The organism is Erwinia billingiae Eb661, from assembly GCF_000196615.1.
Taxonomy (GTDB): Bacteria; Pseudomonadota; Gammaproteobacteria; order Enterobacterales; family Enterobacteriaceae; genus Erwinia; species Erwinia billingiae.
Window position 1 is genome coordinate 2,886,621 of the sequence record NC_014306.1, and the last position, 25,595, is coordinate 2,912,215.

Annotated in this window: 26 protein-coding genes and 1 pseudogene; 7 read left to right on the top strand and 20 right to left on the bottom strand. The window is 52.5% G+C overall.

Annotated elements, in window-relative coordinates; translation table 11 throughout:
- Nucleotides 1-50: 50 nt before the first annotated feature.
- From EBC_RS14580 to EBC_RS14590, 3 genes are read right to left on the bottom strand one after another with little or no spacing between them, the layout of a single operon-like run.
- Complete coding sequence (locus EBC_RS14580) at nt 51-3,182, bottom strand: efflux RND transporter permease subunit (RefSeq protein ID WP_013202586.1); 3,132 nt, start codon at nt 3,180-3,182, stop codon at nt 51-53.
- Nucleotides 3,182-4,354, bottom strand: coding sequence for an efflux RND transporter periplasmic adaptor subunit (locus EBC_RS14585; RefSeq protein ID WP_013202587.1), 1,173 nt, complete (start codon nt 4,352-4,354; stop codon nt 3,182-3,184). The genes EBC_RS14580 and EBC_RS14585 overlap by 1 nt, the downstream gene beginning before the upstream one ends.
- 35 nt (nt 4,355-4,389) lie before the next feature.
- Nucleotides 4,390-4,740 (bottom strand): helix-turn-helix domain-containing protein, encoded by a 351-nt coding sequence (locus EBC_RS14590; RefSeq protein ID WP_041692032.1) that lies wholly within the window; start codon nt 4,738-4,740, stop codon nt 4,390-4,392.
- 275 nt (nt 4,741-5,015) lie between these two features.
- On the opposite strand from EBC_RS14590, the gene EBC_RS14595 reads away from it, so the two are divergent.
- Complete coding sequence (locus EBC_RS14595) at nt 5,016-5,909, top strand: LysR family transcriptional regulator (protein WP_013202588.1); 894 nt, start codon at nt 5,016-5,018, stop codon at nt 5,907-5,909.
- A 50-nt stretch (nt 5,910-5,959) separates the two neighbouring features.
- Here EBC_RS14595 and EBC_RS14600 read toward each other — a convergent pair whose 3' ends face one another.
- The 8 genes from EBC_RS14600 to EBC_RS14635 form a co-directional block, all read right to left on the bottom strand.
- Nucleotides 5,960-6,622 carry a carboxymuconolactone decarboxylase family protein gene (locus EBC_RS14600; protein WP_013202589.1) on the bottom strand — a complete coding sequence of 221 codons (663 nt, stop codon included), beginning with the start codon at nt 6,620-6,622 and terminating at the stop codon, nt 5,960-5,962.
- 263 nt (nt 6,623-6,885) lie between these two features.
- On the bottom strand, nt 6,886-7,803 hold the full coding sequence (locus EBC_RS14605) for a metallophosphoesterase (RefSeq protein WP_013202590.1): 918 nt from the start codon (nt 7,801-7,803) through the stop codon (nt 6,886-6,888).
- Between the two features lie 12 nt (nt 7,804-7,815).
- On the bottom strand, nt 7,816-8,634 hold the full coding sequence (locus EBC_RS14610; protein WP_013202591.1) for a carbohydrate ABC transporter permease: 819 nt from the start codon (nt 8,632-8,634) through the stop codon (nt 7,816-7,818).
- Complete coding sequence (locus EBC_RS14615; RefSeq protein WP_013202592.1) at nt 8,631-9,542, bottom strand: carbohydrate ABC transporter permease; 912 nt, start codon at nt 9,540-9,542, stop codon at nt 8,631-8,633. The genes EBC_RS14610 and EBC_RS14615 overlap by 4 nt, the downstream gene beginning before the upstream one ends.
- A gap of 2 nt (nt 9,543-9,544) precedes the next feature.
- Complete coding sequence (locus EBC_RS14620) at nt 9,545-10,822, bottom strand: ABC transporter substrate-binding protein (RefSeq protein WP_013202593.1); 1,278 nt, start codon at nt 10,820-10,822, stop codon at nt 9,545-9,547.
- A 27-nt stretch (nt 10,823-10,849) separates the two neighbouring features.
- On the bottom strand, nt 10,850-11,950 hold the full coding sequence (locus EBC_RS14625) for an ABC transporter ATP-binding protein (RefSeq protein WP_013202594.1): 1,101 nt from the start codon (nt 11,948-11,950) through the stop codon (nt 10,850-10,852).
- 115 nt (nt 11,951-12,065) lie between these two features.
- Nucleotides 12,066-12,665 (bottom strand): hypothetical protein, encoded by a 600-nt coding sequence (locus tag EBC_RS14630; RefSeq protein ID WP_013202595.1) that lies wholly within the window; start codon nt 12,663-12,665, stop codon nt 12,066-12,068.
- Nucleotides 12,666-12,696: 31 nt separating this feature from the next.
- Nucleotides 12,697-13,038 carry a hypothetical protein gene (locus EBC_RS14635; protein WP_013202596.1) on the bottom strand — a complete coding sequence of 114 codons (342 nt, stop codon included), beginning with the start codon at nt 13,036-13,038 and terminating at the stop codon, nt 12,697-12,699.
- Between the two features lie 161 nt (nt 13,039-13,199).
- Here EBC_RS14635 and EBC_RS25140 point away from each other — a divergent pair, with 161 nt between their 5' ends.
- From EBC_RS25140 to EBC_RS14655, 5 genes are all read left to right on the top strand, one after another.
- Nucleotides 13,200-13,439, top strand: coding sequence for a DUF2628 domain-containing protein (locus EBC_RS25140; protein WP_081461038.1), 240 nt, complete (start codon nt 13,200-13,202; stop codon nt 13,437-13,439).
- A gap of 91 nt (nt 13,440-13,530) precedes the next feature.
- Nucleotides 13,531-15,408, top strand: a complete 1,878-nt coding sequence (locus EBC_RS14640; protein ID WP_013202598.1) for a M48 family metallopeptidase — start codon at nt 13,531-13,533, stop codon at nt 15,406-15,408.
- Between the two features lie 135 nt (nt 15,409-15,543).
- Nucleotides 15,544-16,512, top strand: coding sequence for a YiiG family protein (locus EBC_RS14645; protein ID WP_013202599.1), 969 nt, complete (start codon nt 15,544-15,546; stop codon nt 16,510-16,512).
- A 200-nt stretch (nt 16,513-16,712) separates the two neighbouring features.
- Nucleotides 16,713-17,186 carry a DUF2243 domain-containing protein gene (locus EBC_RS14650; protein WP_013202600.1) on the top strand — a complete coding sequence of 158 codons (474 nt, stop codon included), beginning with the start codon at nt 16,713-16,715 and terminating at the stop codon, nt 17,184-17,186.
- Nucleotides 17,187-17,201: 15 nt separating this feature from the next.
- A complete protein-coding gene (locus tag EBC_RS14655) occupies nt 17,202-18,002 on the top strand; it encodes a cytochrome c oxidase assembly protein (RefSeq protein ID WP_013202601.1) in 801 nt (266 codons plus the stop codon).
- Between the two features lie 21 nt (nt 18,003-18,023).
- Here the strand turns inward: EBC_RS14655 and EBC_RS14660 are convergent, their stop codons facing one another.
- Together EBC_RS14660 and EBC_RS14665 are read right to left on the bottom strand one after the other, a co-directional pair.
- Nucleotides 18,024-18,374, bottom strand: a complete 351-nt coding sequence (locus EBC_RS14660) for a DUF3147 family protein (RefSeq protein WP_013202602.1) — start codon at nt 18,372-18,374, stop codon at nt 18,024-18,026.
- 300 nt (nt 18,375-18,674) lie between these two features.
- A complete protein-coding gene (locus EBC_RS14665; RefSeq protein ID WP_013202604.1) occupies nt 18,675-19,682 on the bottom strand; it encodes a zinc-dependent alcohol dehydrogenase family protein in 1,008 nt (335 codons plus the stop codon).
- A 79-nt stretch (nt 19,683-19,761) separates the two neighbouring features.
- On the opposite strand from EBC_RS14665, the gene EBC_RS14670 reads away from it, so the two are divergent.
- On the top strand, nt 19,762-20,142 hold the full coding sequence (locus EBC_RS14670) for a winged helix-turn-helix transcriptional regulator (protein WP_013202605.1): 381 nt from the start codon (nt 19,762-19,764) through the stop codon (nt 20,140-20,142).
- A gap of 143 nt (nt 20,143-20,285) precedes the next feature.
- On the opposite strand, the gene EBC_RS14675 is transcribed toward EBC_RS14670, so the two are convergent.
- The 7 genes and pseudogenes from EBC_RS14675 to srlA all read right to left on the bottom strand — a co-directional run bounded on the left by EBC_RS14675 (nt 20,286) and on the right by srlA (nt 25,257).
- The gene (locus EBC_RS14675; RefSeq protein WP_013202606.1) at nt 20,286-21,248 is read right to left on the bottom strand and encodes a KpsF/GutQ family sugar-phosphate isomerase; all 963 of its coding nucleotides are present in this window, start codon (nt 21,246-21,248) and stop codon (nt 20,286-20,288) included.
- Nucleotides 21,249-21,251: 3 nt separating this feature from the next.
- A complete protein-coding gene (gene srlR / locus EBC_RS14680) occupies nt 21,252-22,019 on the bottom strand; it encodes a glucitol operon DNA-binding transcriptional repressor SrlR (protein WP_013202607.1) in 768 nt (255 codons plus the stop codon).
- 89 nt (nt 22,020-22,108) lie between these two features.
- Nucleotides 22,109-22,470: pseudogene (gene gutM / locus EBC_RS14685) on the bottom strand (transcriptional regulator GutM).
- Between the two features lie 43 nt (nt 22,471-22,513).
- Nucleotides 22,514-23,293: a sorbitol-6-phosphate dehydrogenase gene (gene srlD / locus EBC_RS14690; protein WP_013202608.1), complete on the bottom strand. Its 780-nt coding sequence runs from the start codon at nt 23,291-23,293 to the stop codon at nt 22,514-22,516.
- Nucleotides 23,294-23,309: 16 nt separating this feature from the next.
- Nucleotides 23,310-23,675, bottom strand: coding sequence for a PTS glucitol/sorbitol transporter subunit IIA (locus EBC_RS14695; RefSeq protein WP_013202609.1), 366 nt, complete (start codon nt 23,673-23,675; stop codon nt 23,310-23,312).
- A gap of 14 nt (nt 23,676-23,689) precedes the next feature.
- Complete coding sequence (gene srlE, locus EBC_RS14700) at nt 23,690-24,694, bottom strand: PTS glucitol/sorbitol transporter subunit IIB (protein WP_013202610.1); 1,005 nt, start codon at nt 24,692-24,694, stop codon at nt 23,690-23,692.
- Between the two features lie 14 nt (nt 24,695-24,708).
- Nucleotides 24,709-25,257 carry a PTS glucitol/sorbitol transporter subunit IIC gene (gene srlA / locus EBC_RS14705; RefSeq protein ID WP_013202611.1) on the bottom strand — a complete coding sequence of 183 codons (549 nt, stop codon included), beginning with the start codon at nt 25,255-25,257 and terminating at the stop codon, nt 24,709-24,711.
- Nucleotides 25,258-25,595 lie beyond the last annotated feature (338 nt).

Sequence of the window (25,595 nt, forward strand, 5' to 3'; positions counted from 1 at the left end):
GTGACGATTAGAGTCAATAATCGAAAAGCACCTATGAGTAAAATTCATAGTTACTCGTCATCATCTTCATCATGCTTTTTCCCACCAAACCGGTTGCGTACCACAACAAAGAATACCGGTACAAAGTAGACCGCCAGCAGCGTTGCCGCGACCATACCGCCGATGACGCCAGTCCCTACCGCATTCTGTGCACCCGAACCGGCACCGGAACTTAATGCCAGTGGCAGAACACCCAGGATGAAGGCCAGAGAGGTCATCAGGATTGGCCTCAAACGCATACGCGCGGCTTCAAGCGTCGCTTCGACCACACCCTTACCTTCTATCTCAATCTGATCCCTGGCAAATTCCACAATCAAAATGGCATTCTTGGCGGCTAAACCGATGGTGGTCAGTAAGCCTACAACAAAGTACACATCATTATTCAAGCCACGCAGCAGGGTGGCGACCAGCGCACCAAATACCCCCAATGGCACCACCAGCATCACCGAGAACGGTATCGCCCAGCTTTCATACAGCGCTGCAAGACACAGGAATACCACGATAAGCGAGATTGCATACAGTGCCGGGGCCTGATCGCCGCTCATGCGTTCCTGATAAGACATGCCCGTCCAGTCATAACCGATACCCGATGGCAACTGACCTGCCAGTTGCTGCATCAGGGCCATGGCTTCACCGGAACTTTTCCCCTCTGCGGGTTGCCCTAAAATCTCCAGCGATGACAGCCCGTTATAGCGCTCCAGACGCGGGGATCCATAGGCCCATTCAGCCGTTGAGAAGCTGGCAAAGGGCACCATCTTGTTGTTGCTGGCACGGACATACCAGTTATTAAGATCTTCCGGCATCATGCGGTAAGGCGCATCGCTCATCACATAGACTTTCTTCACCCTGCCGTGGTCAACAAAGTCGTTCACGTAGCTGCCACCCCATGCGCTGCTGAGCGTGGTGTTGATATCCGCCAGATCCACGCCCAGCGCCGTGGCCTTTTCCTGGTCGATATTCAGTTTGTACTGGGGACTGTCATCCATCCCATTGGGACGAACGGCGGCCAGAACATCCGGATGTTGACGCGCTAAATCCAGCAGCTTATTGCGGGCTTCGATCAGCTTGTCATGGCCGAGGCCGCCTTTATCAATCAATTCAAAGTCAAAACCTGTGGCATTACCCAACGCAATGATCGGTGGCAGGTTAAAGGCGACGACATTGCCGTCCATGATTTTACTGAACGTTTTTGCCGCACGGCTCACGATACCGTCGACCTTATTCTCGTCACCGCCACGCTGCGACCAGTCCTTAAGCCCGATAAACGCGATGCCGACGTTCTGACCACGTCCGGCAAATCCAAAGCCATTCACCGTCAGCACGTTCTCAACGTTGTTTTTCTCGTCGCTCAGGTAGTAATCATTAACCTGATCCAGCACGGCTTGCGTACGTTCCTGGGTCGCACCGGCAGGCAAGAGCGCCTGGGTAGCCAGCACGCCCTGATCTTCAGAGGGTAAAAATGATGTCGGTAGCCGCACGAATAAAACGGCCATGCCGGCGACTATCACCGCGTAAATCACCAGGTATCGCCCACTACGTTGCAGCATCCGCGCAACGGAATGGGTGTAATGATCGGTGCTTTGATCAAATTTGCGGTTAAACCAGCCAAACAGCCCGCGCTGCTGACCGTGCGTGCCGGGTTTTACCGGCTTCAGGATCGTCACACAGAGTGCAGGCGTGAGGATCAGGGCAACCAGCACGGACAGTGCCATCGCGGAAACAATGGTGATTGAGAACTGGCGATAGATGACGCCGGTACTGCCGCCAAAGAAGGCCATCGGGACGAACACCGCTGAGAGCACCAGAGCAATACCGACTAACGCGCCCTGGATCTGCTCCATGGATTTACGCGTGGCCGCCTTAGGCTTAAGGCCTTCCTCTGCCATTATCCGTTCAACGTTTTCCACCACGACTATCGCATCATCCACCAGCAGTCCTATCGCCAGCACCATACCGAACATGGTTAAGGTATTTATCGAATAGCCAAAAACATTCAGGATGCCAAATGTGCCAAGCAGTACCACCGGAACGGCAATCGTCGGGATTAAGGTTGCCCGGAAGCTCTGCAGGAACAGATACATCACCAGGAACACCAGCACGATGGCTTCAAGCAGCGTTTTCACAACTTCATGAATTGAAATGCTGATAAACGGCGTGGTGTCGTAAGGATAAACCACCCGCAGACCCTGCGGAAAATAGGGCTTAAGTTCATCTATCTGAGCCCGAATCGCTTTTGCTGTATCCAGCGCATTTGCGCCGGTGGCCAACTGGATACCTAATGCGGAAGCCGGTTTACCATTGATTTTGACCACAAAGTTATAGTTTTCTCCCCCGCGCTCAATACGTGAAACGTCATGGAGCCTGACCTGCGAGCCATCACTGTTCACTTTCAGCAGGATGTTGCCGAATTCTTCTGGCGAGGTCAGACGGGTTTGAGCGATGATCGACGCATTCAGCTGTTGTCCTTTGACCGGCGGTGCGCCACCGAGCTGTCCTGCGGCCACCTGCGCATTCTGCGTCTCTATCATATTGATGACATCGACAGGCGTGAGCTGATAATTGTTCAGCTTATTGGGGTCGAGCCAGACACGCATCGCATACTGCGAGCCAAACCGTGTGGTATCCCCCACACCATTGATACGGCTGATGGGATCTTTCAGGTTTGCCGCCACGTAGTCAGCAATATCTTCCATGCTCATTTTGCCGGAATCATCGACAAAACCGGGAACAAGGAAGAAGACGCTGGATGATTTACGAACCGTTATCCCTTGCTGCTGAACTTCCTGCGGCAGAAGCGGCGTCGCCAGCTGAAGTTTGTTCTGAACCTGCACCTGCGCAATATCCGCATCGGTACCATTCTGGAACGACAGCGTAAGCTGCAACGTGCCGGAGGAATCACTGGTGGATGACATATACATCAACCCATCCAGCCCACTCATATTTTGTTCAATAACCTGCGTGACGCTGTTTTGGAGCGTGGTGGCATCAGCGCCAGGATAGGTGGCACGGACCTGGACGGCAGTTGGCGCCACATCGGGGTATTGCTCGACGGGCAGTTTCAGGATTGAAATCCCACCGGCCAGCATGACAATGATTGCCAGCACCCAGGCAAAAATTGGCCGGTTGATAAAGAATTTAGACATCAGTCAGCGGTTCCAGTGGATGAGGATGAGGAATCGGTCGTGGAAATGGGATGAACGGTCATACCTGGCTGCGCACGCTGCACGCCCGAGATAATGACCCGTTCACCCAGTTGCAGGCCACCTGTTACGCGCCATTTGTCGCCTTCCGTGGATGACACGCTGATGCTGCGGATTTCAACTTTGTTATCGCTACCCACGACCATCGCCGTGGCGTTGCCGCGTGGCGTGCGCGTCACGGCCTGTTGTGGGATCAGCAAGGCCTGTGGGTCAGTGCCTTCTTCCAGCCGGGCACGAACAAACATCCCTGGCAGTAAGGCATGATCGGGATTGGGCACGACAGCCCTGAGCGTGATTGACCCGGTAGTTTGGTCGACGGTGACATCTGAGAAAGCCAGCGTCCCTTTGTGCGGATAAACCGATCCATCCCCCAGCACCACACTGACCAGCGCTTTGCCCGCATTTTGGCGTAACTGACCCGACGCCAGGTCACGTTGTAAACGAAGAAAATCCTGGCTTGACTGCGTCACGTCTACATAGAGGGGATCAAGCTGCTGAACGGTAGCAAGTGCATCACTTTGCCCGTTCTGAACCAGTGCCCCTTCAGTGACGGATGAGCGACCAATACGCCCGCTTATTGGGGAAGAAACGGTGCTCCAGCTTAAATCAATCTGTGCCGATTGTTCCGCTGCCTTAGCGGCTTCAACCGCTGCCCGGGTTTGTGCCGCCGTCGCTTCGGCCTGATCAACATCCTGTCTGCTGATGTACTGCGTACCTGCAAGCGCGCGGTAACGTTTAACCGTCACCTGTGCCATACGCGCGTTAGCCTCAGCCTCGGATACTGCGGCTCTGGCATTGTTATAGCTGGCGCGAAAAGGAGCAGGATCGATTTGATAAAGCGGTTGGTCAGCAACGACATCGCTTCCCTCTGTGAAAGCACGCTTCAGGATGATGCCTGAAACCTGAGGCCTGACTTCAGCCACCCGAAATGCCGAAGTCCGGCCCGGCAGCTCCGTAGTGATGGCAAGAGGTTGGGTTGCAAGCGTTGCGACCTTCACCTCAGGTGCTGCCTGTGCCTGAGCGGATTTCCCTGTAGAATTATCACACCCGGTCAAATTTAAAATTACTAGCGCGCACAGCAAAGCCACTGGCTTAATTGCCACGTTATTTGGCATTATTTTTTCTCCCGGAAACCGGTAATGACGACGTATTACATCAGGGAAGAGGTATTATGTGTATTATTGCGCCGATAGGTCGCAGGCGGCACATGATACTTCCTGACAAATGAGCGGGTAAAAGATTGCTGTGAGTCGTATCCGTATTTAACCGATATATCAATCACAGTCTCATGGCTATCCAACAGATCGTGAGCGGCTAATTCCAATTTTTTGTTTCTTATATACCCTCCCATACTGACATTCATAATCCGATAGAATATTCGCTGAAGATGCCACTTGGAATAGCCAGCGCGATGTGCGACATCTTCAATTTTTATAGGTGAGCGAATATTTTCACTTATCCATGATATAAGTTCTCTAATGATCATTTCATGTCGATCCATTATTCCCCCCTTTTCATCAATTCAGGACCAGAAATGAACTGAAGAAATAGTAACATTCCAGGTTGCAGATAATTAGCGGCTCAATCCTGATAGACTATATGAGGTGAACTCATCAATAATTTGATGGAAGAGTATTCACCATCTGCCTGGTGTGCCCTGCCATTGACTCAGATCACAAAATGTCAGTTTTCGCTGGCATATTGGTGAATAAAAGACATATATTTCTGTTTGTGTGAAGAAAAACCTCACTGACCCACGCTTGCACAAGGCTGACTATGCTCAAAGAAAATTTCAACGATCTCATTTACTTAGTGATGGTCTCCAAAGAGAAAAGCTTTACGCGCGCAGCCGCGAAATTAGGCGTTTCTCAATCGGCGCTAAGTCATTCCATTCGCGGCCTGGAAGAGCGATTGCAAACCCGATTGCTGACGCGTACGACGCGTAGCGTGGCAGCGACAGAAGCAGGCGAAAGATTAATCGATAGCGTGGGTCCGCTGATTGCGGATATTGAAAAAGCCTTACTGCACATCACCGATAATGTCGGTTCTGTCTCGGGAAACATTCGTATCACCGCGGGTGAGCATGCATTGTCATCGACACTCTGGCCGCTGTTAAAGCCATTTTTACAGGCGTATCCCGAAGTAAAAGTTGAATTATCGGTCGATAACACGCTTACAGATATTGTCAGTGGCCGCTTCGATGCAGGCGTCAGGTTGGGCGAGTCGATTGAAAAAGATATGGTGGCGGTAAGAATAGGTCCCAACTGGCGCATGGCGGTTGTTGCCTCGCCGGACTATCTGGCGAAATATGGCCGGCCTGAAACACCCTATCAGCTTCAGGATCACAACTGCATGAATATGCGGCTTCCAACGCTGGGCGGTCTGTATAGCTGGGAGTTCAGCAAAGATGGAAAAGAGATCCGGGTTAAAGTTGAAGGACAGCTTATTTTCAATAATCTTGCCTCACGAATTGATGCGGCGTTATCGGGTATGGGCATTGCCTGTGTGCCGGAGGACACCGTTCAGCATCATATTAATGAAGGTCGACTGGAAAGTCTGCTGGATGAATGGTGCGAACCTTTTAGCGGCTATTACCTGTATTATCCCAGCCGAAAACAACATACGGCCGCATTTTCGAAGCTTATTGAAGCCGTAAGATATAAAGGATAACAAGAATGGCAGCCTGTTTAACTGCCATTCGTTTAACGACAAAAAGCAGGCTAATCGGCTGCCCGGCTAAGCAGAACCTCAGCCAGTAGCGCTTCACCACGCTGGCCTTCGCTGTTATTTACGCTGTTACCGTATTCAGTGAATAACGCGCCGATCTGTTGCTGAGACAGCCCCACATTCAAACCGCCAGCCAGATGCGATTTAAGCTGTGCTTCCACGCCACCCAATGCTGTCAGTGCCGCAATTGTTGCAATCTCCCGATCCTGTAAGCTCAGGTTATCCCGGGAAATAACATCAGCGAACAGATGCTCCTGAAGGAAGACGTTTATCTCAGGCAGAAACGCAATAAAGTTTCCTTTTTCGGCTTTTAAAACACGGCCCGCGATTAACGTCTGAATCTCTGCCCCCACCTCCGCACGCGATTTATCGGCACTGGCAGGAGACGGGTCTGTCCCCTGCGAATCCAATTTGCCTGCAGCCTCGCGGTCATTGACGACGTTCATGAAAGCAGTAATGCCATTCAGGCTTCTGGGAAAGCCTGTGTAGGCATACATTTGCAGCAGAACTTCTTTTATCTCATTAATCGTTAATCCGGCATTCAATCCATTATCTAACGCGGCCGCCAAAGAAGAGAGATCGCCTTTGGCAGTGAAAGCCGCAATCGGAATAATCGCGCGCTGGCCTGGATTAAGGGAATCTGTGCTGTTCATCATAGCGCTACCTTTTTTTAATTAACTCTCATAAAGATAATATAAAAGGTTTCAGGACATTAGCGTTGTTCACTGAATAGCCCTATGAGGGCTGTTCATCATTGAATAATCCTGAGAGCACTGTTGATCATTTCGCACTCTGGATCCTTCCCGATTCACTGCTGGCGTATCAGTATGCAGATAACGGATCCTCTGCCAGTCAGCTTCTCAGATCGTTCGGAGACTGACTGGCATGCAGTGGCGATCATTTACCCCGTTATTCAGCATCAGACTGGTGGAAACAGATGGCTGGTTTCACCGCCGTAACCGGTGACGCGCAACGTATCCCCTTCGATTTCCACTACCGCAAAGGGCACCGTATCGGCGCCATCCAGCATGCCTTTCAGGGTGTAAAAGCCGGTTTCGCCAATACGGGCATAGCCGCCGCGATGATCGTGCCCCGAGAAACAGCCTTTCACACGGTAAGCAGCAAATAACTCGGCCAGTTCCCCCCCGTTCAGCAAATTATGGCTGTTGTGCGGAGCCAGCGGATAGTGGCCAAATACCACCACGTTTTCCCCTTGCCGCTGAGCTTCCTGCAACTGCTGCTCAATCCATTTGAGCTGTTGCTGCCCTACCGCACCATTCCAGGGTTTGGCCTGCGGCTGTTGCCGTTCGCTGAGGTCGGCGAGCATCGCCTCCGCCTGCGCGCGATCGTCGCCGTTCAGCGCGTTGCAGTAGAGGCTGATATCGTTGCCGTCATAAACAATAAAACGCCAGCCTTGCAGCCCAAAGGCGTAATAGCTTTTCGGCAGCGCGGCGGCGTCGTTGAGGTGCTGGGTAAGGGTCTGCGCATCGTGATTGCCCAGCACCACCGCATGCGGATGGTGAAGGCGTTCATAAACCGGCAGGATCGCCACGAAACTTTCCCAATCACGATCGACCAAATCACCCAGCGTGACGACAAAATCCAGCGGCTGCCGGTTGAGTGCCTCAATCGCCTGCGGCAACTTTTGGAGCGCATGGCGATAGTACAGATTCTTGGCGATATCGGCGTCAATGTCGGCATATTGCGGATCGGCAATCAACCCAAACCGTAAGGTGCTGTTGAGCGGGGCTGAACGCACGTTGGGCAAGGCATATAGCCTGGCGACATCCCCTAACAGCTCTCGCTGTAACGGGTTCAGTGAATGCGGATAAGACACAACAAGCACTCCTTAGCGAATTCCAGCACGCATAAACGATTGAATAAACTGACGCTGAAAAATCAGGAACAGCACCAGCAGCGGTAAGGTGGTCATCAGGGTGGCCGCACTGACCAGCGCCCATTGCACACCCTGCTCTGGCGCGGAAAACAGCTGCAGGCCGACGGTCAGCGGCCGCACGTTTACCGAGTCGGTGATCACCAGCGGCCAAAGGAAATCGTTCCAGTGGAAGCTGATCGACACCAGCGTAAAGGCGACATAAATCGGCCTCGCCAGCGGGATGTAAATCTTCCGCAGAATATAAAAGCGGCTGGCACCTTCAACAATTGCCGCCTCTTCCAGCACCAGCGGAATACTTTTAAAGGTTTGTCGCAGTAAAAAGATGGCGAACGCCGAGGAGAAATACGGCAGCGCGATGCCGGTCAGCGTGTCACGTAATCCCAGCGCGCCGATGGTTTTATAGTTATTCAGGATCAGCACATCCGGACTGATCATCAACTGCAGCAGGATCAGCGCAAAGATCACCCCGGCAAATTTCAGGCGAAAACGCACCAGCGCGTAAGCCGCCATCGTCGCCAGCACCAGCTGCACCACCACAATCATCAGCACCAGCAGGCCGGTATTGAGGAAATAGCGGGCAAACGGCGCGGCGTGCCAGGCATCCACGAAGTTCTGCAGCGTCAACGGAGAGAGTAATGAGAAACTGCCCTGTTCCGACGCCGGATGAATCGCCACCCAAAACGCCACCAGAATCGGTAAAAACCACAGCAACGCCGCGAGGACAATGACCGAATTCAGGCATAAACGACCAAATGAGAGTGTCGGCGTCATTGGTAATGGGCTCGCTTGTCCAGCAGGTTGAATTTCAGGAGCGCAATGGCGCCCAGGATCACCAGCAGCACCACCGTCATCGCGGCGGCGGCAGGCATATCCCAGAAGCTGAAGGCGGTGCGATAGATGTAAAACAGCAGCAAACTACTGCTGTTATTCGGGCCACCGTTGGTCATGGCGATCACCTGATCCACAATGCGGAACGCATTCATCGAAGCATTGATCAGCACAAACAACGTGGTCGGCATCAGCAGCGGCCACTGTACCCGTCGGAAATAATAGCGGCGCGAGGCCCCTTCTATCGCCGCAGCTTCACCGAGTCGCGGATCGATTTGCTGCAGCGCGGCAAGATAAAAAATCATAAAGAAACCCGCTTCGCGCCATACCGAAACCGCCATCAGGCAGTAGAGCGCGCTTTGCGGTTCGCCGAGCCAGTTAACCGCCGGTAGCGAAAACAGCGCCAGCAGCTTATTCAGCAAGCCGAGCTGCGGCGTGTAGAAAAACAGCCACAGGTTGGCGATGGCGATCATCGGCAGCAGCGAGGGAATAAAGAAGGCGGTACGAACCAGCGCAGTGGCGCGCATCTGCCGGTTGACCGCCAGCGCCATTAACAGCGCCAGCGTGACCGCCAGCGGAATGGTAATCAGCGCATACAGCAGGTTATTGCGCAGCGACTGGATAAAGATGTCGTCATCCAGCAGCGCAAGGTAGTTATCCAGCCCGACAAACTGGGCCGGATGACCGTTGCGCGCCGCGCTGAACAGGCTTTCCCACACGGTCGCGACCGCCGGATAATGGGTAAACAGCAGCAAAAAGCTGAGTGCTGGCAAGATCAGCAGATAGCCATACAGCTGCATCGTCCATAACCGGGGACGGTGAACCGGTGCGACGGTGAGAATGATGCTCATCGTTATTGGTATGACTTCAGCAGGCGATCGGCTTGCTTCTGCGCGTCGGCCAGCGCATCAGCTGGCGTTTTCGCCTGCGTCACCGCCGCTTCCACCGCGTGATTCAGCGCATCCTGAATCTGCACGCTGTTATAGGTCGACAGTTCTGGCTGGGCATACTTCAGCTGTTCACGCGCCACTAAGGCCTGCGGGACCTGTTTAACGTAATCCTTCATCACCTGGGTATCCCACGCCGCAGCCGAGGTGGCGACATAACCAGTGGCGATACTCCAGCGTGCAGCCTGCTCTGGCGACGTCACCCAGCGGATGAATTCCATCGCGGCTTTTTGCTGTTCCGCTGACGCGTTTTTAAAGACATACAGATTGCCGCCGCCGGTTGGGCTACCGCGCTGGATTTTCTCAGGCAGCATCGCTACGCCAAACGGGAACTTCGCATTATCACGCACGTTGGTCAGGTTGCCGGTGGTGGTCACCATCATCGCGGTTTTGCCGCTGATAAAGTCCTGCGGCGTCGTGCCCCATGCAATCGCTCCCTTCGGAGAAACCTGTTCTTTCTGCCCCAGATCGGTCAGCCATTGCAGCGTTTCAACGTTGCCCGGCGTATTGAAGTGAACCGCAGTGCCCTTGCCGTTATCCAGACGTCCGCCGTTGGTGGCCGACAGGCCCTGGAAGTTCCAGTAACCGTTTGGCGTGGACGGGATCTCGATACCCCACTGGCTGACGCCGTTGGCATCTTTGAGGGTCAGTTTCTTACTGAATTCCACCACCTGCTGCCAGTTAGCGGGCGGCGTATCGGCGTTCAAACCGGCTTTTTCAAACGCCTGTTTGTTCCAGTACATCACCACGGTTGAACGCTGGAACGGCACGCCCCACACCTTACCGTCGATGTGGCGCAGAAAGGCGGGATAGAAACCGTCGATCCATTTTTTGCCTTCCTCGCCCTGCGCCAAATCACTGGCCGCGACAATCGCCCCGGCATCAATCAGTGAATACGCCTCAATATCGCCAATCACCGCCATCTGTGGCGCATTACCGCCGCGAAAAGCGGTCAGCGCTTTGGTCACGGTCGTCGCATAGTCACCGGTATACACCGGCTGAATACTCACATCCGGGTGCGTTTTTTCGAAGTCCGCCACCAGCGTATCGACGGTGTGGCTGACTTTGCCACCCACCGCGATCGGATAATACATTTGCAGCTTGACCGGATCGGCAGCGAACGCTGAGGTGGCCATCGCGAGCAAGACAACAGAGGACAGGCGTGAGTAACGAATTGCAGACATGATTTTCCCTTAGGCAAATGACAACGGTTAAATGGCGTATTTTTTTTGTGAGGCAAACATCTGTTGTTCGGCGTGTTCGCAGCGCTTACCGCTTTCGCGGTGAAAGAGGTATTGCCGTGCGGCGGACCACTGCAAGCCGACGTCGCTGCCCTCGGCAAAGCGCTGCATGCCGGGAACTTTGACCGTCAGCGACACGTCGAGGCCCGCAAGCCTGCACACCAGTAAGGTGTCGGCACCCATATATTCGGCGCTCTCTACGCGCGCGGTCAGTGCCGCCTGTGCAGCGGGGATAAGCTGGATATCTTCGGCACGTAATCCCAGACTGAGCGTGGCCTCGGGGTATTCGACCACCGGCTGCGTGAGAGGCATGAGGTAATGATGGGTACCGTTGCGTTGCAGCGGCAGGATATTCATCGGCGGCGCGCCAATAAACTGCGCGGCGAACACGCTGGCGGGATGGTTATAAAGTTCGTCCGGCGTGCCGTGCTGCTCAATATGGCCATCGTTAAGCAGAATAATGCTGTCGGCCATGCTCATGGCTTCGGTTTGATCGTGGGTCACGTACAGCATGGTCAGGCCGAGTTTCTTTTGCAGCGCGCGGATTTCACGGCGCATGCTTTGCCGCAGCTTGGCGTCCAGATTCGACAGCGGCTCATCCATCAGGCACAGCGTGTTGTTGGCGATCACCGCCCTGCCCAACGCCACGCGCTGCTGCTGACCGCCGGAAAGCTGCGACGGCAGGCGATCCAGCAGCGTATCCAGTTCCATCAACTTACTGACATCCGCCAGGCGCTGAGCAAACGACTGCTTCTCTTCGCCCCGCGCTTTTAAGCCAAACAGCAGGTTTTCCCGCACGTTAAGGTGAGGAAACAGCGCATAGGATTGAAACACCATCGACAGCTTGCGCTGCGACGGTGGCAAAGGGGTGATGTCGGCATGATTAAACTGGATGGCGCCGCGATCGGCGGTTTCCAGCCCGGCGATGGTACGCAATAAGGTCGATTTTCCGCAGCCCGATGGCCCCAGCAGCGCAACAAAACTGCCCTGTTGCGCCTCAAAACTGATGTCATTCAGGGCGATTTTTTCGCCCCAGGCTTTATAAATATGGTGAAGCGAGAGGTGGCTCATGCATCCGCAATCCGAGAATCTGAATGGCAGTACGCTAGCGGAAAGGAATGAAGGATTTATGTCGCTGCGGTGACGGTTGGGTGATGGCGCTGATGCAGCCTTATCTACTCACGCCTTATTTACCGAGAATATTGTTAACCGCTTTCAGGTGACCAGCCTTATCTTTGTGGTTTGAAATCACCTGAATGACGGTGAATTTTTTGTCAGCGACCGCCAGCAGAGTGGCCTGCTGCACATCGTTACCCCCCATATTGTCAGTGGCTTCGATATGGTAGACCGGCAAACCGTTGGCATTTTCAGTTTTCTCACTGATCACCTTATAAGATGGTGAAGCCTGCTTCTGCTTGTCTTTAATTGACTTCATGCCGTTGAGAAAATCAGCGTCACTGCCACCGCGAGCAATTACCGGGATATCTTCTTCGCCAATGATCAACACGCGTTTTTCCGGCTTGTTAACATACATTGTTCCCGGTCCGCCGCCCGGAACAGGCTGCTTTTCATAGCCCTGCAGTTTGAACGCCTGCTTTCCATCCAGCAAAGCAAGCGTCTCAGTCTGCGTGGCTGCGGCGGGTGCTGTCTCAGCTGCGGATGCCATCAGGGAGGTTCCGCCGATGGCAGTTGCCAGGCAGATTGCACCCACGATATTTAATGATTTTCTTAATTTCACGATGAACTCCTGCGTATTGATGATATTTCCATTTCGCTGATACAGCATCAGTATGGCCTGTATCAGTGATGTAAGGGGGTTATCGGGTCAGATCGTAGAAACAGATCCCTGAGCCGAGCAGAAACAGAATAATCGGCCAGTAGAGAACGGGAATAAAAAAGAAGTTATGGGTTTTTTCGGGGGCCATCATTGGCTGGCTTTTCGTTGCCTGTGCAATGGAGTCCAGCCATTTTTCCTGCCGGAGCACCCAGACAAAGGCCGCACAGAAAAGGGCAGAAACTATCAGCGTAGCCCCTGTCGCCCATAAATGCGCCACAAAGAAACCGTCGTAGTAATAAATATCTAACAGCCATTTACACAGGAGATAGGCGGCAGAAATTAATACTGCGACGAAAAAACCCACTCCGCTCCATGCGATCATCTTTATATCCTTCTAAGGTGTGAGGAATGAGGAATAATTTTTTTGAAAATTAACATATTTTTATCATTGTGGCGATATTTTCTTTGGTGCTAATATAAATGCCATCCAGCACAGGAGATGTCCAGCCTGGGCAATTTTCACCTTACTGATTTGATGGATTTATTTTACACGACTGTTTTTTCGGCCCGATTTATTTGTTTGCGCTCGGCCTCTGGAAGAGAAATATTACACTGATTTTAATTATGGCAGTTGTTTATTCTGCACTATCCGTGTTTTTTTCGACAATGGCTATAGCTTATCCAAAATATCTCGATATTGGTCTGGGTCAGGGTTTTAACGCCCTGTATGGCATCAGCACCAATCTGGCTTATAATCGCTATGCAATAATTATAATATCGTGAAGCTCGCATAAATGCTTCCGCACCGTTTAATCGGGGCCAGGCTATTCTTTTCGGAATTTCCTGATAGCAGCAGCTTCTCCCTTTCACAGACATGCAGGAAGTTATTATTTTGAATACATTAACGGAATTGAAAAAGGGTTATCTAAAGGTATTTTTCTGGCTGCTATTCACACTGTTTCTCGTCCCCGTCATTACCCTGTTTTTTGCTGAATATGGCAACACCCAACTTGATCAGCAATACACGCAAATCTTCATGAACGATGCGCGGGAACAACATCAGGATACGGGCAAACTTCAGGCGTTTCTGCAGCAGAACCCGCCTTCCAGTGTCTGCGGCCCGGTAGATGAAAATCTGCAGGATTACAAAAACGCCGTCTGTGCACCGCAATCCGAACTGTGGCAGTTCTACATGATGGATAAAGTGGCATTCTGGACGCTGATCGGTAGCGGCGTTGTCCTGCTGATGGTGCTGCTGTTCAGTGCGCTGGCCTTTAAAAGCCGCCAGGGACAGGTAATCAGTCTGGCGCTCGCCCGCAAGTTCCTGATGCTGGCCTGTTCGCTGGAAGTCATGGTGCAGGGCGGCATGCTGGTATGGCTCTCATTCTGGGGCACCGCCTTCTTCACGCAAACCTACTATCCAAAACTGGTGATGGCGGTAGGACTGCTGGTGCTGGCCGGTATGTATTACATGATTAAAGGCATCTTCAAAAAACTCCCACCGGAAGAGAGTATTGAAGGCGAAGTCGTGACCCGCGAAGCGGCCCCGGCACTCTGGTCACAGATTGATATGCTGGCCGCCAGAGTGGGCACCACGCCACCCGATCATATTGTTGCGGGTATCGACACCAACTTCTACGTGACCGAAGCCCCGCTGAACGTGAATGGGAATCCGCTCACCGGCCGTAAGCTCTATGTCAGTATTCCACTCCTGCGTCAGCTCACCGTTGCGCAGGCTGATGGCGTGATGGTCCATGAACTGACTCACCTCCATGAAGGCGACACCGCCTCCGGCGCATTACTGGGACCGAAGCTGCACCGGTTTGATCTCTATATGCAGCTGATGGGTCAGAATCTGGCCACGCTGATCGTCTTCTATCCGCTCTATCTTTATCGCATGCTGTTTGAGCTGGCGTGGCAGCGTAACAGCCGTGAACGTGAGTTTGTCGCGGATCGCAATGCATCAACGCTGGTCTCCCCTGCCGCGATTATCGAATCACTGATCAAAGTGTCTGCGTATGCCAGCTACCGGAATGAAGTTGAGCGAAACTTCTTTAATAACCAAACGCTGCACGAAAATGAACTGGGGATCAGTAGCGCTATTGCTGCAGGTCTGCCTGAACATGTCGCCTCTCCGGACTTTATCAGCGTCATCCGTGAGCAGAATGTGCCGCACCCGTTTGATTCACACCCGCCGCTGGCGGAAAGGATGCGCAACGTAGGGTATGAGATTAACGAAGCTGACTATGCCGCGATCGCCGCCGATTTCCCGGCACAGAGCTGGGTCGATCTGATGCCGGTTGCCGACGAGATGGAACAGCAGTTGTGGCAGAAATATGAACGCGACTTCTCCTCAGTGCATGAAGAGAGCCTGGCCTGGCGCTATCAGCCTGACGGTGAAATGGAAACCGCGCTGGTGCTGAAGCATTTCCCCAATGTTCCTTATACCCTGAAAGATGGCTCGCAGATCGTCATCACCTGGCAGGGCATCGTGGCGCCGAAAACCGGCGAAGTGCTGGAGTGGGATAACGTTAAAAACATCAACGTTATTCGTAGCTTCGGCCGGGATAAGCTCTACGTGCAACATGTGCAGCGAAACTCGCAGGGGAAAAAACGCAGTGAGATCCGTCTGCCGGGCCTGAAAAAGGAGATTGAAGCCTTTAAAAACAGCCTCGGCTATTACTGGCATCGTCATCAGACAGTCAGGGCGTTACTGAAAGAAGAATCGTCGGAAGCGACGCAACGCGCATAACCCGTTTGTCATCGGCTCCCTCATCGCAGCTGGAAAGGGAGCCGATGCGGACATCAATTCCCAACCTGTATTTCTAACCGCATAAATAAAGGAACGATTGTGTTTAAAAGAGCAAGCAGGGCCATGATACCCGGGATGCTGGTGACTGCCCTTGTGCTGCCGCTGACAGCATGCGACAACAGTGACAAAGCAGATGCAAAGCCAGCCCCGCAGAGTCAACCCCAGGCTGTTGCGGAGGATACCGCTGCGCAACTCACCACAAAATTAAACGCCTATGTGGGTTGCTTTAACACTACGGATGGATCGGTTCGCGACAGTGCCCTGCGCTATGTGAGCTGGATGGCGAATGCTGAAAAGGGGCCAACCGGCAAAGAGCGCAACGTCAACGTACTGGGCGAGGTCACGCCTTACGAACTTGAGAGCTGCACTAAAGCCATCAACCAGGCATCGAAGGCGAAACCGGCGTTACCGGCGCTGGATGCTGCAGCAACACAGTATCTGGCGGATTTAACGACATTGCAGCCGCTGGTTTCGCAGGCTCACCTTTACTACAGTCAGGAAGATTACAAGGATGATGGCTTCGCGAAAGGCAAGCAAATGCATCCGCCACTCATGAAGGCGTTTGACAGCTTTATGAAATCCAGCGACCAGTTCGGTGCCGAAGTTGAAAAAGAGAACAATGAGGTCGTGGCTGCGCAACTGGTTGAGATTGAAAAGTCTGAGGGCCGGCATAGTCGCTACTACCGCCTGGCATTAGTCACGCAGGCCAAGACGCTGGCGACCCTGTTTACCTCCCCGGCTCCCGACGTGGCACAGATGACAAAAGCGATTGATGCTTACAGTACGTTTCTGACTGAGGCAGAAAAGGCAACGGCCAGCGAAGCGGGCAAGCCATTAACCTGGTCCATCTTCCAGGATAATGCCGGAACCTTCCTGAAAGACTGCAAGGATCGCATGCGTCGGATTCGCGATAAAACACCTTACAGCACGGGTGAGCAGAGTCTGCTGAAAGCAAGTGGCAATTCGGGCTGGATGGTGTCAGGTTCACCGATGCGCGTTTTAAAATCCTATAACGGACTGGTCGAGGCCGGTAACCGCCTGTAAGCGGGCTGCCCGCCCCATGTGACTCTGGGGCAGGCTTCGTCAGCCGGGCTGTTGCCGTCACCTGCCGGATGAAAAGCATAAGAAATTGTTTGCTGGGCAGATGCAAGGGCCGGAAAGCGCTCTATGCCGGAGAGCCATCGGGAACGCCTCATTTTCAGCTACGCTTCTTAAGTAAAATTTTCTTTATTCAGGAGTGAGTAGTGCCAACGTTGACCCCAGCAATTCAATCCGATCTTAAACGTTCATTGACGGCCACGCTTCCGCTTGGCGTTGGTATGATGGCAGCGATAGACGAAGTGATATTTCATCAGATTCTGGCCTGGCATCACTTTTTTGACTGGGAAACACCCGCTTTTGGCCTGTTTTCAGATGGGTTATTGCATTCAGCTGAACTGATTTTGTTTGTCCTCGGCTTTTTTATGTTTGCCGATCTGCGTAGCAGCAGAAAGCTTAACCGGACAGCAGCATGGGCAGGCTTCTTTTTGGGTATGGGAGCGTTTCAGCTTTTTGACGGGATTGTGGATCACAAGCTGCTCAGGATTCATCAGATCCGTTACGTGGACAATGTTCTCCTCTACGACCTTATCTGGAACGCGGCGGGTCTGCTTTTATTGCTGGCGGGCTTCATTATCTATCGCCGGGCGCGCACGGCTGAACTGCAGACGGGAACGTAACCCGTGGAGCCAGCAATGCATCACGCAGATGTGCCCCACTCCCCGATGTTGTTCGTTCTTCTGGTCATTATGCCTGCCGTACTGCTCTGCCTTTATCTTCTGGCCGCCGTCAGAATACGTGGCACCGCCCGCTGGAGCTCGTGGCGTACAGCCAGCTTCACGGCCGGCATAGTGTTAATCGTGGTCTCCGTATCGCCGCCTGTGGCTGACTGGGCTCATCACGATTTGCGCGGTCACATGATACAGCATCTTTTTCTGGGAATGTTTGGTCCTCTGGGCCTGGTTTTTGGTGCGCCCGGATCGCTTTTGATGCGCTGTGTTCCCGCGAAAATGACACGCGTCATTATGAATATTCTCCGCACGCGCCCGATACGTTTTTTAATCCACCCGATAACCGCTGCTTTCCTGGATATTGGCGGTATGTATCTTCTTTATCTCACCCCGCTTTTTGGGCTGACGATGACCAGCCCTTTCCTGTTTGTTTTTATCCATCTGCATTTTGTTCTCTCCGGGTATCTTTTTACCTGGTCTGTCGCAGGGCCCGATCCTGCTCCCCATCGCCCGCCGAGGTCCGTAAGGCTGATAGTCATTTTCCTGGCCACAGCGGCTCATGGTGTTCTTGGAAAATTAATGTACGGATACGGCTACCCTCTTGGGACCTCAGCATCTCCTGAGGAAATTCAAGCGGCCGCACTGTGGATGTATTATGGCGGAGATATCGCCGAGTTATGCATTATCACCGGCTTCTTTGCAGCATGGTTCCGTCAGCGCAGCAGCCTGCCAGAGGCGATAGCAGGTAAAATCACACATAAATAACAGGAACACCCCACACGGGGTTCACATCAGCTCAATACCAAAACGGCGAAGTAACAGCGCATATCCCCAAAAAAGCAGCACGGTCATAAGGCAGGAGGCCAGCAGCGCGACCCAGAATCCCCACCGCTGAAAAATGAAGGGAAAGCAAAGAAACATGGGCAGTGTCGGTACGACATACCAAAATGTGTACCATGCATGATTCGCTATTTTCTCTTGGGTTTGCCCCTCAAGCTTCATCCATATCAGCACCAAAACGGTCACCAGTGGCAATGCCGCCAGCAGACCACCCAACCGGTCGCTTCGTTTTGCCGCCTCGGAGATAAGCACTATCATCCCAGCGGTTATCGCATACTTCACAATCAGCCAGATCATCTCATTCCTCTTGTCCTGAACACGGGTGTTTAGCGTAGCATCCGTTACGCCGATCCTGTGATCCGATGATTCGCCTATCCCTATTTTATTACCTTTATCACTGGCAGAAGCACCATCGCATTTACGCTTATCCCTCACCCAACAGGCAAAGCGCTATGTTCAGAATGCCGTCTATAAGACTGGCATCAGCTTTGTCTTCATCCGATGCGTTCTCTTTCGTCAGTGCCGGGACAAATGGCAGAGCAATTCCCACCAGGAATTTTTGTGCAAAAAAAAGCCAGCTTCCGCTGGCCTGATTTGTTAAATTTCTATGACAATTTTACCCGTGTGCTTACCGGCAAGCTGATGCCGAAATGCGTCCTGCAGTTCCCCGAGCGGCAAAACTTTATCAATTACGGGACGTACATCAGAGGCTTCAAAGGCGCGAATCATCTCTTTCTGATGCTCACGACTTCCAACGGTGATGCCCCGTACGGTTAGCTGCTTGCCCATTATTGCCGCCGTCGGGACTTCTCCCGCAATGCCGGTAAACACGCCAATAAGTGTAATCCTGCCGCCTATGCGCGCTGCGGCAATTGACTGTGCCAGCGTACCGGGGCCGCCAATTTCAATTACATGATCAACCCCCCGTCCACCGGTGAGCTCGAAGATTTTTTTACCCCACTGCGGCTCTTCACGATAATTAACGACACCAGCAACACCCTGATGACGCAGCCAGGCCATTTTCTCTTCAGAGGAAGAGGTGCCCCAGACCCGGGCTCCGGTCATTTTTGCCAGCTGCAGGGCAAAAACGGATACGCCCCCGGTGCCCAGGATAAGAACATCTTCTCCCGGACGCAGTTCGCCTTCGGTAATCAACGCCCGCCAGGCCGTCAGTGCTGCGGTAGGGAGCGTTGACGCCTCTGCATGCGTCCATCCTGAGGGGGAATGCGTGAAGAAACGGGCGGGTCGTACAACGTATTCCGTGGCATATCCATCAATGCCGTCTCCGGGCGTTCGGCTGAAACCGGCGAGTGGGCACTCTCCTTTGTCCCAGTCGGGAAAAAATGTGGATACCACCGCATCCCCGGGCTGAAAATCTGTGACGTCTTCTCCGATGCTTTCGACAGTACCAGCGCCGTCAGACATCAGGATACGACCTTGCTGCGCGGGCAGGATACCCGCAGCGACGTTGTAATCGTGAAAGTTAATCGAGACATTGTGAATGCGGACGCGTATTTCACCTTTGCCGGGCTGGCCCGGATCGGTAACGTCGGTAAAGACAATATTTTCTATGCCCGCTTCATTGCCAAGGAGTACAGCTTTCATCGTGAAGGTTTTCCCCGTATCGGATAGAGTAAACTATGACTTTAGCCCTCTTTAACGCCCAGGATAAATACCTACAAAAATGTCTGTATTCTCTGAACCTGCTGAAGTAAAAAAAAATGTGCTGGCGACCCGCTTACGTAACGGTGAAACATTTGATGCGACCTGCCCTTCCAGAAGGCTACTCAGTCACCTGACAAGCCGGTGGGGAACCCTGACGCTGATAACCCTGCTGGATGGTACTCATCGTTTTGGAGAGCTGAAACGTAAAATGGGCGGAATTAACGAAAGAATGTTGATAAAAACGCTGAAGGAACTTGAAAGCACGTCACTGGTCCACAGAAAGGTTTATCCCGTTTTACCGCCTCATACTGAATATGCGCTCACCGCTCAGGGACGTGAGGCGGCGGCACATATTGAAAGGCTGACTGACTGGATAAGTAATCACATTGACGGCACATGAAGCCGGACGGTGAATTATGTATTGGATGCGACTCTGGCCGGCGCGCGGACTTTAATCATTAATGAAAATAATGCACCGCTAGCTTCGGTTTTCGATTTCGCACACACGGCTTTTTTCATTTTTTGTAAAAATCTGCAAGAAGATCAGATCCCAGCTTCGCGAATATCATGCGCGTTAATGGCACCGATAACCCGTCCCGCATCAGACGTCACGGGTGCTGCAGATATTTTATGTTGCTGAAATAAAGCCAGCGCCTCAACAGCGTGCTGACCTGCAGATAAACTCAGGCCGGGTGAGGTCATTGCATCCTTAATTTGCGCGCGGAGTGAACCGTCCTTCAGCAACCACCTGCGCAAATCTCCATCAGTAAAAATTCCCGCCAGCTTCCGGTCATCGGCCGTTACGGCAACAAGACCCAGCCCGGTACGCGTCAGCTCAAACAGTGCGTCATGCACGGTTGCAGACTGATTTACCCGCGGAATTCTCTCCTCAGTGCGCATAATATTTTCCACCCGGCACAACAGCCGTGTGCCAAGGCTTCCGGCAGGATGCGTCCGGGCGTAATCATGTTCACTGAAGTTACGTGCCCGCATCAGTGCTATTGCCATGGCGTCGCCCATGATCAGCGTATTAACTGCCGAAGATGTTGGCGCAAGTCCGAGAGGACAGGCTTCTTTGCTGACGTGAATATTGATGCAATGATCGGCTCCTTCACCCAGCGGCGAAGAGGGATTGCCGGTAAACGCGATGATGCTGACCGGGAGATCCTTAAGTAACGGCACCATAAGGCGAAACTCTGCGGCGTAGCCGGAATACGAAATCAGAATAACGACATCCCCGGCAGCAATCATACCGAGATCGCCATGCAGGGCTTCGGCAGGATGAACATAAAAAGCCGGCGTACCGGTGCTGGCCAGCGTGGCAGCGATTTTACGTCCGATATGGCCTGACTTCCCGATTCCGCTGACGATCACTTTCCCCTCGCAGAGATGTATTCGTCTGCAGGCCTGATAAAATTCATCGTCCAGCCGTTCAGTCAGGCGTGCTGCTTCGTGGAGTTCGGTTTCAATCGTCTCCCTGGCTGCTGTGAGTATCAGATCTTTCATAAATTATTCCTCTCCGGCGATGATGACCTCAATGCCTTTTTCCCTGAACTGCGCCAGAATGTCGTCACCTATATCATTATCAGTGATTAACACATCTACAACGTCAAGGCTGCACACCACATTCGGGCTGCGGCGGCCAAACTTGGAAGAGTCCACGAGTAGCACGATTTTTTTTGCTGCCTGGCACATGGCCTGGCTGACAGCAAACACCTCATTAAATGTGGTCACGCCAGCAGTCAGATCAACACCATCTGCACCAATAAACAGGGTATCAAAACTGAATTTACTGAAAGCAGACTCAGCCAGGCTGCCGTGAAAAGAGGCCGATGTCTTACGGAAAGTGCCGCCCGGCATGAGGATCACCTGATCGTTGTTCAACTCAACCAGTTCATTAACGATACTCAGGCTGTTAGTCATGATCGTAATGTTGTTGAAGCGCGCAAGGTGCGGCACCATTTGGAGAACGGTGCTGCCGGCGTCAAATATCAGCGAGTCGCCTTCACTGATGAACGCTGCGGCGCGTCCTGCAATCCGCTTTTTCTTTTCCGTATTAATGAGCGTTTTCCTGTCAATCGGCTGGTCCCCCTCATCGCGGTTTAGCATCACCCCGCCATAGGTTCGGATTACAGCCCCCTCCTGCTGGAGCCGCGTGAGATCCTTCCTGATGGTTGTTCCGGTAGTATTAAAGTGAGCAATAAGCGCATCTACAGTAGTGCGGCCGTTCTGCTGTAAATAATCCAGAATTAACGCCTGACGCTGTATCGGTTTCATAAGTATGTCCTTTCATTTGCCGAATTCCCTGACCATCCCCGACTTTGAAACTCGCGATGTAAAGGAATATTCTTTCATAATGAAAGCTATCATCTTCTATTTGAAATGGCTAACGTCAGTGCCTCCTGCAGCATCTTATTTGCAGGAAATATGACTTCGGAACGTATTTCATCCAGTCGGATGCCATTAAGCGTTGCTTCTGCGTAAGGGCGTGAGAAAACCGTAAACCCTTTCATAACAAAATTGTTTGTTATAACCCCTGCTCGCTAATGGCAAGGGCCAGCACCACCCGGGGTTTAAAGCGGCCTGTTGAGCGGCCAATTTTTACAACCCCGTAGCCTGAGAGGGCCGTAAGTGCGCGATTGAAGCGGTTGATCTGCAGCCAGCCCAGTGCTATTTGCCCGGTCCAGGCCAGGGCTGCGCTTACGATGAGAGCGTTGACAGGTTCCATAGCTTTCTCCTTATACCGGCAGCCTTCACTGCCGGTATGTCTGTCAGAACATGACCTGCCCACCGGTCACATTGATGGACTGCCCGGTGCAGTAAGCTGCCTTGTCGCTTGCGTAAAACAGCAGCACGTTAAGGACGTCTTCATAGTCACATCCCCTTTTCAACGGCACTTTATCGATGTAATGCTGTTCAACCCGATCAGCACTGATGCCCAGTTTTTCAGCATACTGTGGCAGCAGCGACTGAAACATCGGTGACTTGAGCAGATTGCCCAGCATCAGTGAGTGCACGGTGATGCCGTATTCTGCTAAATCGAGAGCAAGTGATTGCGTCAGTCCCACGCCGCCAAATTTTGCCGCGCTGTATCCTGAGTTATGTTTACTGCCGACCTTACCGGATTTAGAGTTGATCTGAATGATCCGTCCTCTGATGCCATCACGGATCATGAGTTTTGAAAATTCACGGGCACAAAGAAAATATCCCACCAGATTGACCTGCAGTGAGAGGTCAAAATCGCTGAGCCCAAACTCAGTAATAGGGGCCGCTTTAGCAATTCCCGCACTGTAAAGCAGCAGGTCGGCACGGCCAAAGCGGTTATCTACCTGGCCTGCCAGTGCGATAACACTTTCTTCATTGGTAGCATCCACCTGTAATGCCAGCGCAGATCCCTCGCCGTATCGTTCATTAATCCCTGCCGCGACCGTCTTCGCATTGTTCTCATTTAGGTCGGCAACCGCCACTTTATAACCGGCCTCTGCCAGTCCCTCGCACAGGTAAGCACCCAGCGTCTGGCCACCACCGATGACTACAGCAACCTGATTCATAGTATTCTCCTGATTATTAACTCAACATGCGGAATTTCTGGCCCGGCTCTATTGACGTTGGCGCGCTGCCAGCGACATGAACGGTGCCGGGAAAGTCGGGATTTACTGCCCCATCAAACCGAATGGTGACGTGGCCCAGATCGCGTAGATTCTCGCGGGCAACGTTGCCGACGGCTGTAACCGGGTATTCGCGTTCACCAATAGTCAGTAAGGAGCCGGCTGCAAAAGCCCCACCGTTATTGACGTCTGTCCGATGAATAAAACAGTACTCAGCAACGTCCTGTGGAGCGCCTTCACCAAACGTGATGATGAAGTTGTCCTCCAGTGCTTCATTGGCGCAAAGTCCGACAGCAATAAAGGTGGATTCATAGACGGTTTTCATAAGAACTCCTGCATTTACTGATAGATAAAGCCGGATACAGCCCAGGCAAGAAGAACCGCGGGTGCCCCCGTCAAAAAGCGCCCAACCAGCACGGAAGGCACGCCCACCCGGACGGTGTCCTGACGCGCATCGGCCAGTGACAGGCCGACCGGTATGAAGTCGCATGCCGCCTGAGAATTGATGGCAAACAGTGCCGGCAACGCCAGATGAGGTGGAATGGTGCCCTGACCTATCTGTACGCCAACCAGGACGCCGATAACCTGAGCAATTACCGCGCCCGGACCGAGAAAGGGTGAAAGCAGAGGAAACGAACAAATCAGTGCCAGAGTCACCAGCCCTACGGGACTGTTAGCCAGTGGCGTCAGACCATGTGCGATGAAGTCACCCAGGCCGGATGCCATAATGATCCCGATCAGCGCGGAGACAAATGCCATAAAGGGCAGGATGGTCTTGAGGACGGTATCAATGGTTTCACGGCCGGCCTGAAAGAAAACGGCGACCACGGAACCCATCCCCATACCTACTTTTGCCAGCAGTCCGTCGCTCTGCTCAGTAATCTTTTTACTGGAATCATATTGCCGCGGGCCGCCGTTGCTTTCTGAGCCTGCAGCAGGTTGCGGTTCAGATGAAACGGGCTCGGCTTCTCCCTCATGTTGAACCGGTTGAATATCGTCCGGACGTACACCCGATACGTAAATGTCTTCGGTGATGTACTGAGCCAGAGGCCCGGACTTGCCAGTGGCATGGATGTTAACCGTTGGTATGCGACGCTTGGGGTACAGTCCGCATCGCAGCGTTCCGCCACAGTCGATAACGGCAATACCGATTTCTTCAGCTGGCGGTTCACCCTCTTTAAAACCATCTACCGATTCCCATCCGGTGAGTGCCTCAAGTCTGGTGACAATGGCCGGTCGGGTGCCTGCAGTGATATAAACGATTTTTTTACCGGGACTAACAGTCAGAGTGAGTGGGCCGCCCCAGCCACTTTCACCTTTTTTGATAACAATTGAGTCAGCCATCGTATGCTCCGCGCTTATAAGCGAACCTGACGTTCAAGTTGAATACGCATCTTTTTTTCAAAAATGGTGGTTGTGAGATCGGTAATCCAGCCACGAAAGAAATTCATGATCATTCCCACAAGCAGGTAGCTCACCGCGAGCGGCCCCAGCGGCAGACCCAGCGTGGTTAACCCATTGGCTATTCCCAGATAGACGAACAGTTCGCCCGGATTGATGTGAGGAAAGAGACCATTCATCGAATGGCAGCTGTAAGAAGCCGCGGCGTAATAGCTGGGTTTATATTTCTCCGGCATAAATTTGCCGAGACTCAGTGTCATGGGATTGCAGAAAACAAACGTGCCAACCACGGGTAGAAACAAGTAACGCGAGACCGGATTACCCGCACAGCGTTGTGCGAGCGCTTCAATACGGCGCTGGCCAACAAAGACAATCAGCGCATTCATGACCACAAGAAGACTGATAAGAAGAGGAAGAATGCCGGTAACCATTCCGACAAAAACCTCCCCTCCCTTTTGAAAGAGGCCGATAAACCACTCAGCCCCGTGTGTGATGTTTTCAATCATTTCAAACCCCTTCATGTAGAGAACAGATTCATTTCTTATTCAGTGCAATTACAAGGTAGATCGAAAACCATCCAATAAAACACGAATAGATCACAAAACGATTAAAAAACCTTTCATAATGAAATATACAATGAAAGATAAAAACTTTCATTTGGCTTTTTTTTTAATTACCGGCTAAAAGTGGCATTAAAAGGTTCTTCCCGTGATACCCGATTGATGAGGCGCTAACGCTGAGCGAGACGATTTTAATTCCTGCAGGCCGGGACTAAGCCAGTCTTCTGGAAACCTTCTTGATCGTTCCAGACATTCAAATATACTGTACGTATACCCAGTACATT

Bases quoted from the DNA above. Each gene is read 5' to 3' on its own strand.
- EBC_RS14580 (WP_013202586.1), bottom strand. From the start codon at position 3,182: ATGTCTAAATTCTTTATCAACCGGCCAATTTTTGCCTGGGTGCTGGCA.
- EBC_RS14585 (WP_013202587.1), bottom strand. From the start codon at position 4,354: ATGCCAAATAACGTGGCAATTAAGCCAGTGGCTTTGCTGTGCGCGCTA.
- EBC_RS14590 (WP_041692032.1), bottom strand. From the start codon at position 4,740: ATGGATCGACATGAAATGATCATTAGAGAACTTATATCATGGATAAGT.
- EBC_RS14595 (WP_013202588.1), top strand. From the start codon at position 5,016: ATGCTCAAAGAAAATTTCAACGATCTCATTTACTTAGTGATGGTCTCC.
- EBC_RS14600 (WP_013202589.1), bottom strand. From the start codon at position 6,622: ATGATGAACAGCACAGATTCCCTTAATCCAGGCCAGCGCGCGATTATT.
- EBC_RS14610 (WP_013202591.1), bottom strand. From the start codon at position 8,634: ATGACGCCGACACTCTCATTTGGTCGTTTATGCCTGAATTCGGTCATT.
- EBC_RS14615 (WP_013202592.1), bottom strand. From the start codon at position 9,542: ATGAGCATCATTCTCACCGTCGCACCGGTTCACCGTCCCCGGTTATGG.
- EBC_RS14620 (WP_013202593.1), bottom strand. From the start codon at position 10,822: ATGTCTGCAATTCGTTACTCACGCCTGTCCTCTGTTGTCTTGCTCGCG.
- EBC_RS14625 (WP_013202594.1), bottom strand. From the start codon at position 11,950: ATGAGCCACCTCTCGCTTCACCATATTTATAAAGCCTGGGGCGAAAAA.
- EBC_RS14630 (WP_013202595.1), bottom strand. From the start codon at position 12,665: ATGCTGTATCAGCGAAATGGAAATATCATCAATACGCAGGAGTTCATC.
- EBC_RS14635 (WP_013202596.1), bottom strand. From the start codon at position 13,038: ATGATCGCATGGAGCGGAGTGGGTTTTTTCGTCGCAGTATTAATTTCT.
- EBC_RS14640 (WP_013202598.1), top strand. From the start codon at position 13,531: ATGCAGGAAGTTATTATTTTGAATACATTAACGGAATTGAAAAAGGGT.
- EBC_RS14645 (WP_013202599.1), top strand. From the start codon at position 15,544: ATGCTGGTGACTGCCCTTGTGCTGCCGCTGACAGCATGCGACAACAGT.
- EBC_RS14655 (WP_013202601.1), top strand. From the start codon at position 17,202: ATGCATCACGCAGATGTGCCCCACTCCCCGATGTTGTTCGTTCTTCTG.
- EBC_RS14660 (WP_013202602.1), bottom strand. From the start codon at position 18,374: ATGATCTGGCTGATTGTGAAGTATGCGATAACCGCTGGGATGATAGTG.
- EBC_RS14665 (WP_013202604.1), bottom strand. From the start codon at position 19,682: ATGAAAGCTGTACTCCTTGGCAATGAAGCGGGCATAGAAAATATTGTC.
- EBC_RS14670 (WP_013202605.1), top strand. From the start codon at position 19,762: ATGTCTGTATTCTCTGAACCTGCTGAAGTAAAAAAAAATGTGCTGGCG.
- EBC_RS14675 (WP_013202606.1), bottom strand. From the start codon at position 21,248: ATGAAAGATCTGATACTCACAGCAGCCAGGGAGACGATTGAAACCGAA.
- srlR (WP_013202607.1), bottom strand. From the start codon at position 22,019: ATGAAACCGATACAGCGTCAGGCGTTAATTCTGGATTATTTACAGCAG.
- srlD (WP_013202608.1), bottom strand. From the start codon at position 23,293: ATGAATCAGGTTGCTGTAGTCATCGGTGGTGGCCAGACGCTGGGTGCT.
- EBC_RS14695 (WP_013202609.1), bottom strand. From the start codon at position 23,675: ATGAAAACCGTCTATGAATCCACCTTTATTGCTGTCGGACTTTGCGCC.
- srlE (WP_013202610.1), bottom strand. From the start codon at position 24,694: ATGGCTGACTCAATTGTTATCAAAAAAGGTGAAAGTGGCTGGGGCGGC.
- srlA (WP_013202611.1), bottom strand. From the start codon at position 25,257: ATGATTGAAAACATCACACACGGGGCTGAGTGGTTTATCGGCCTCTTT.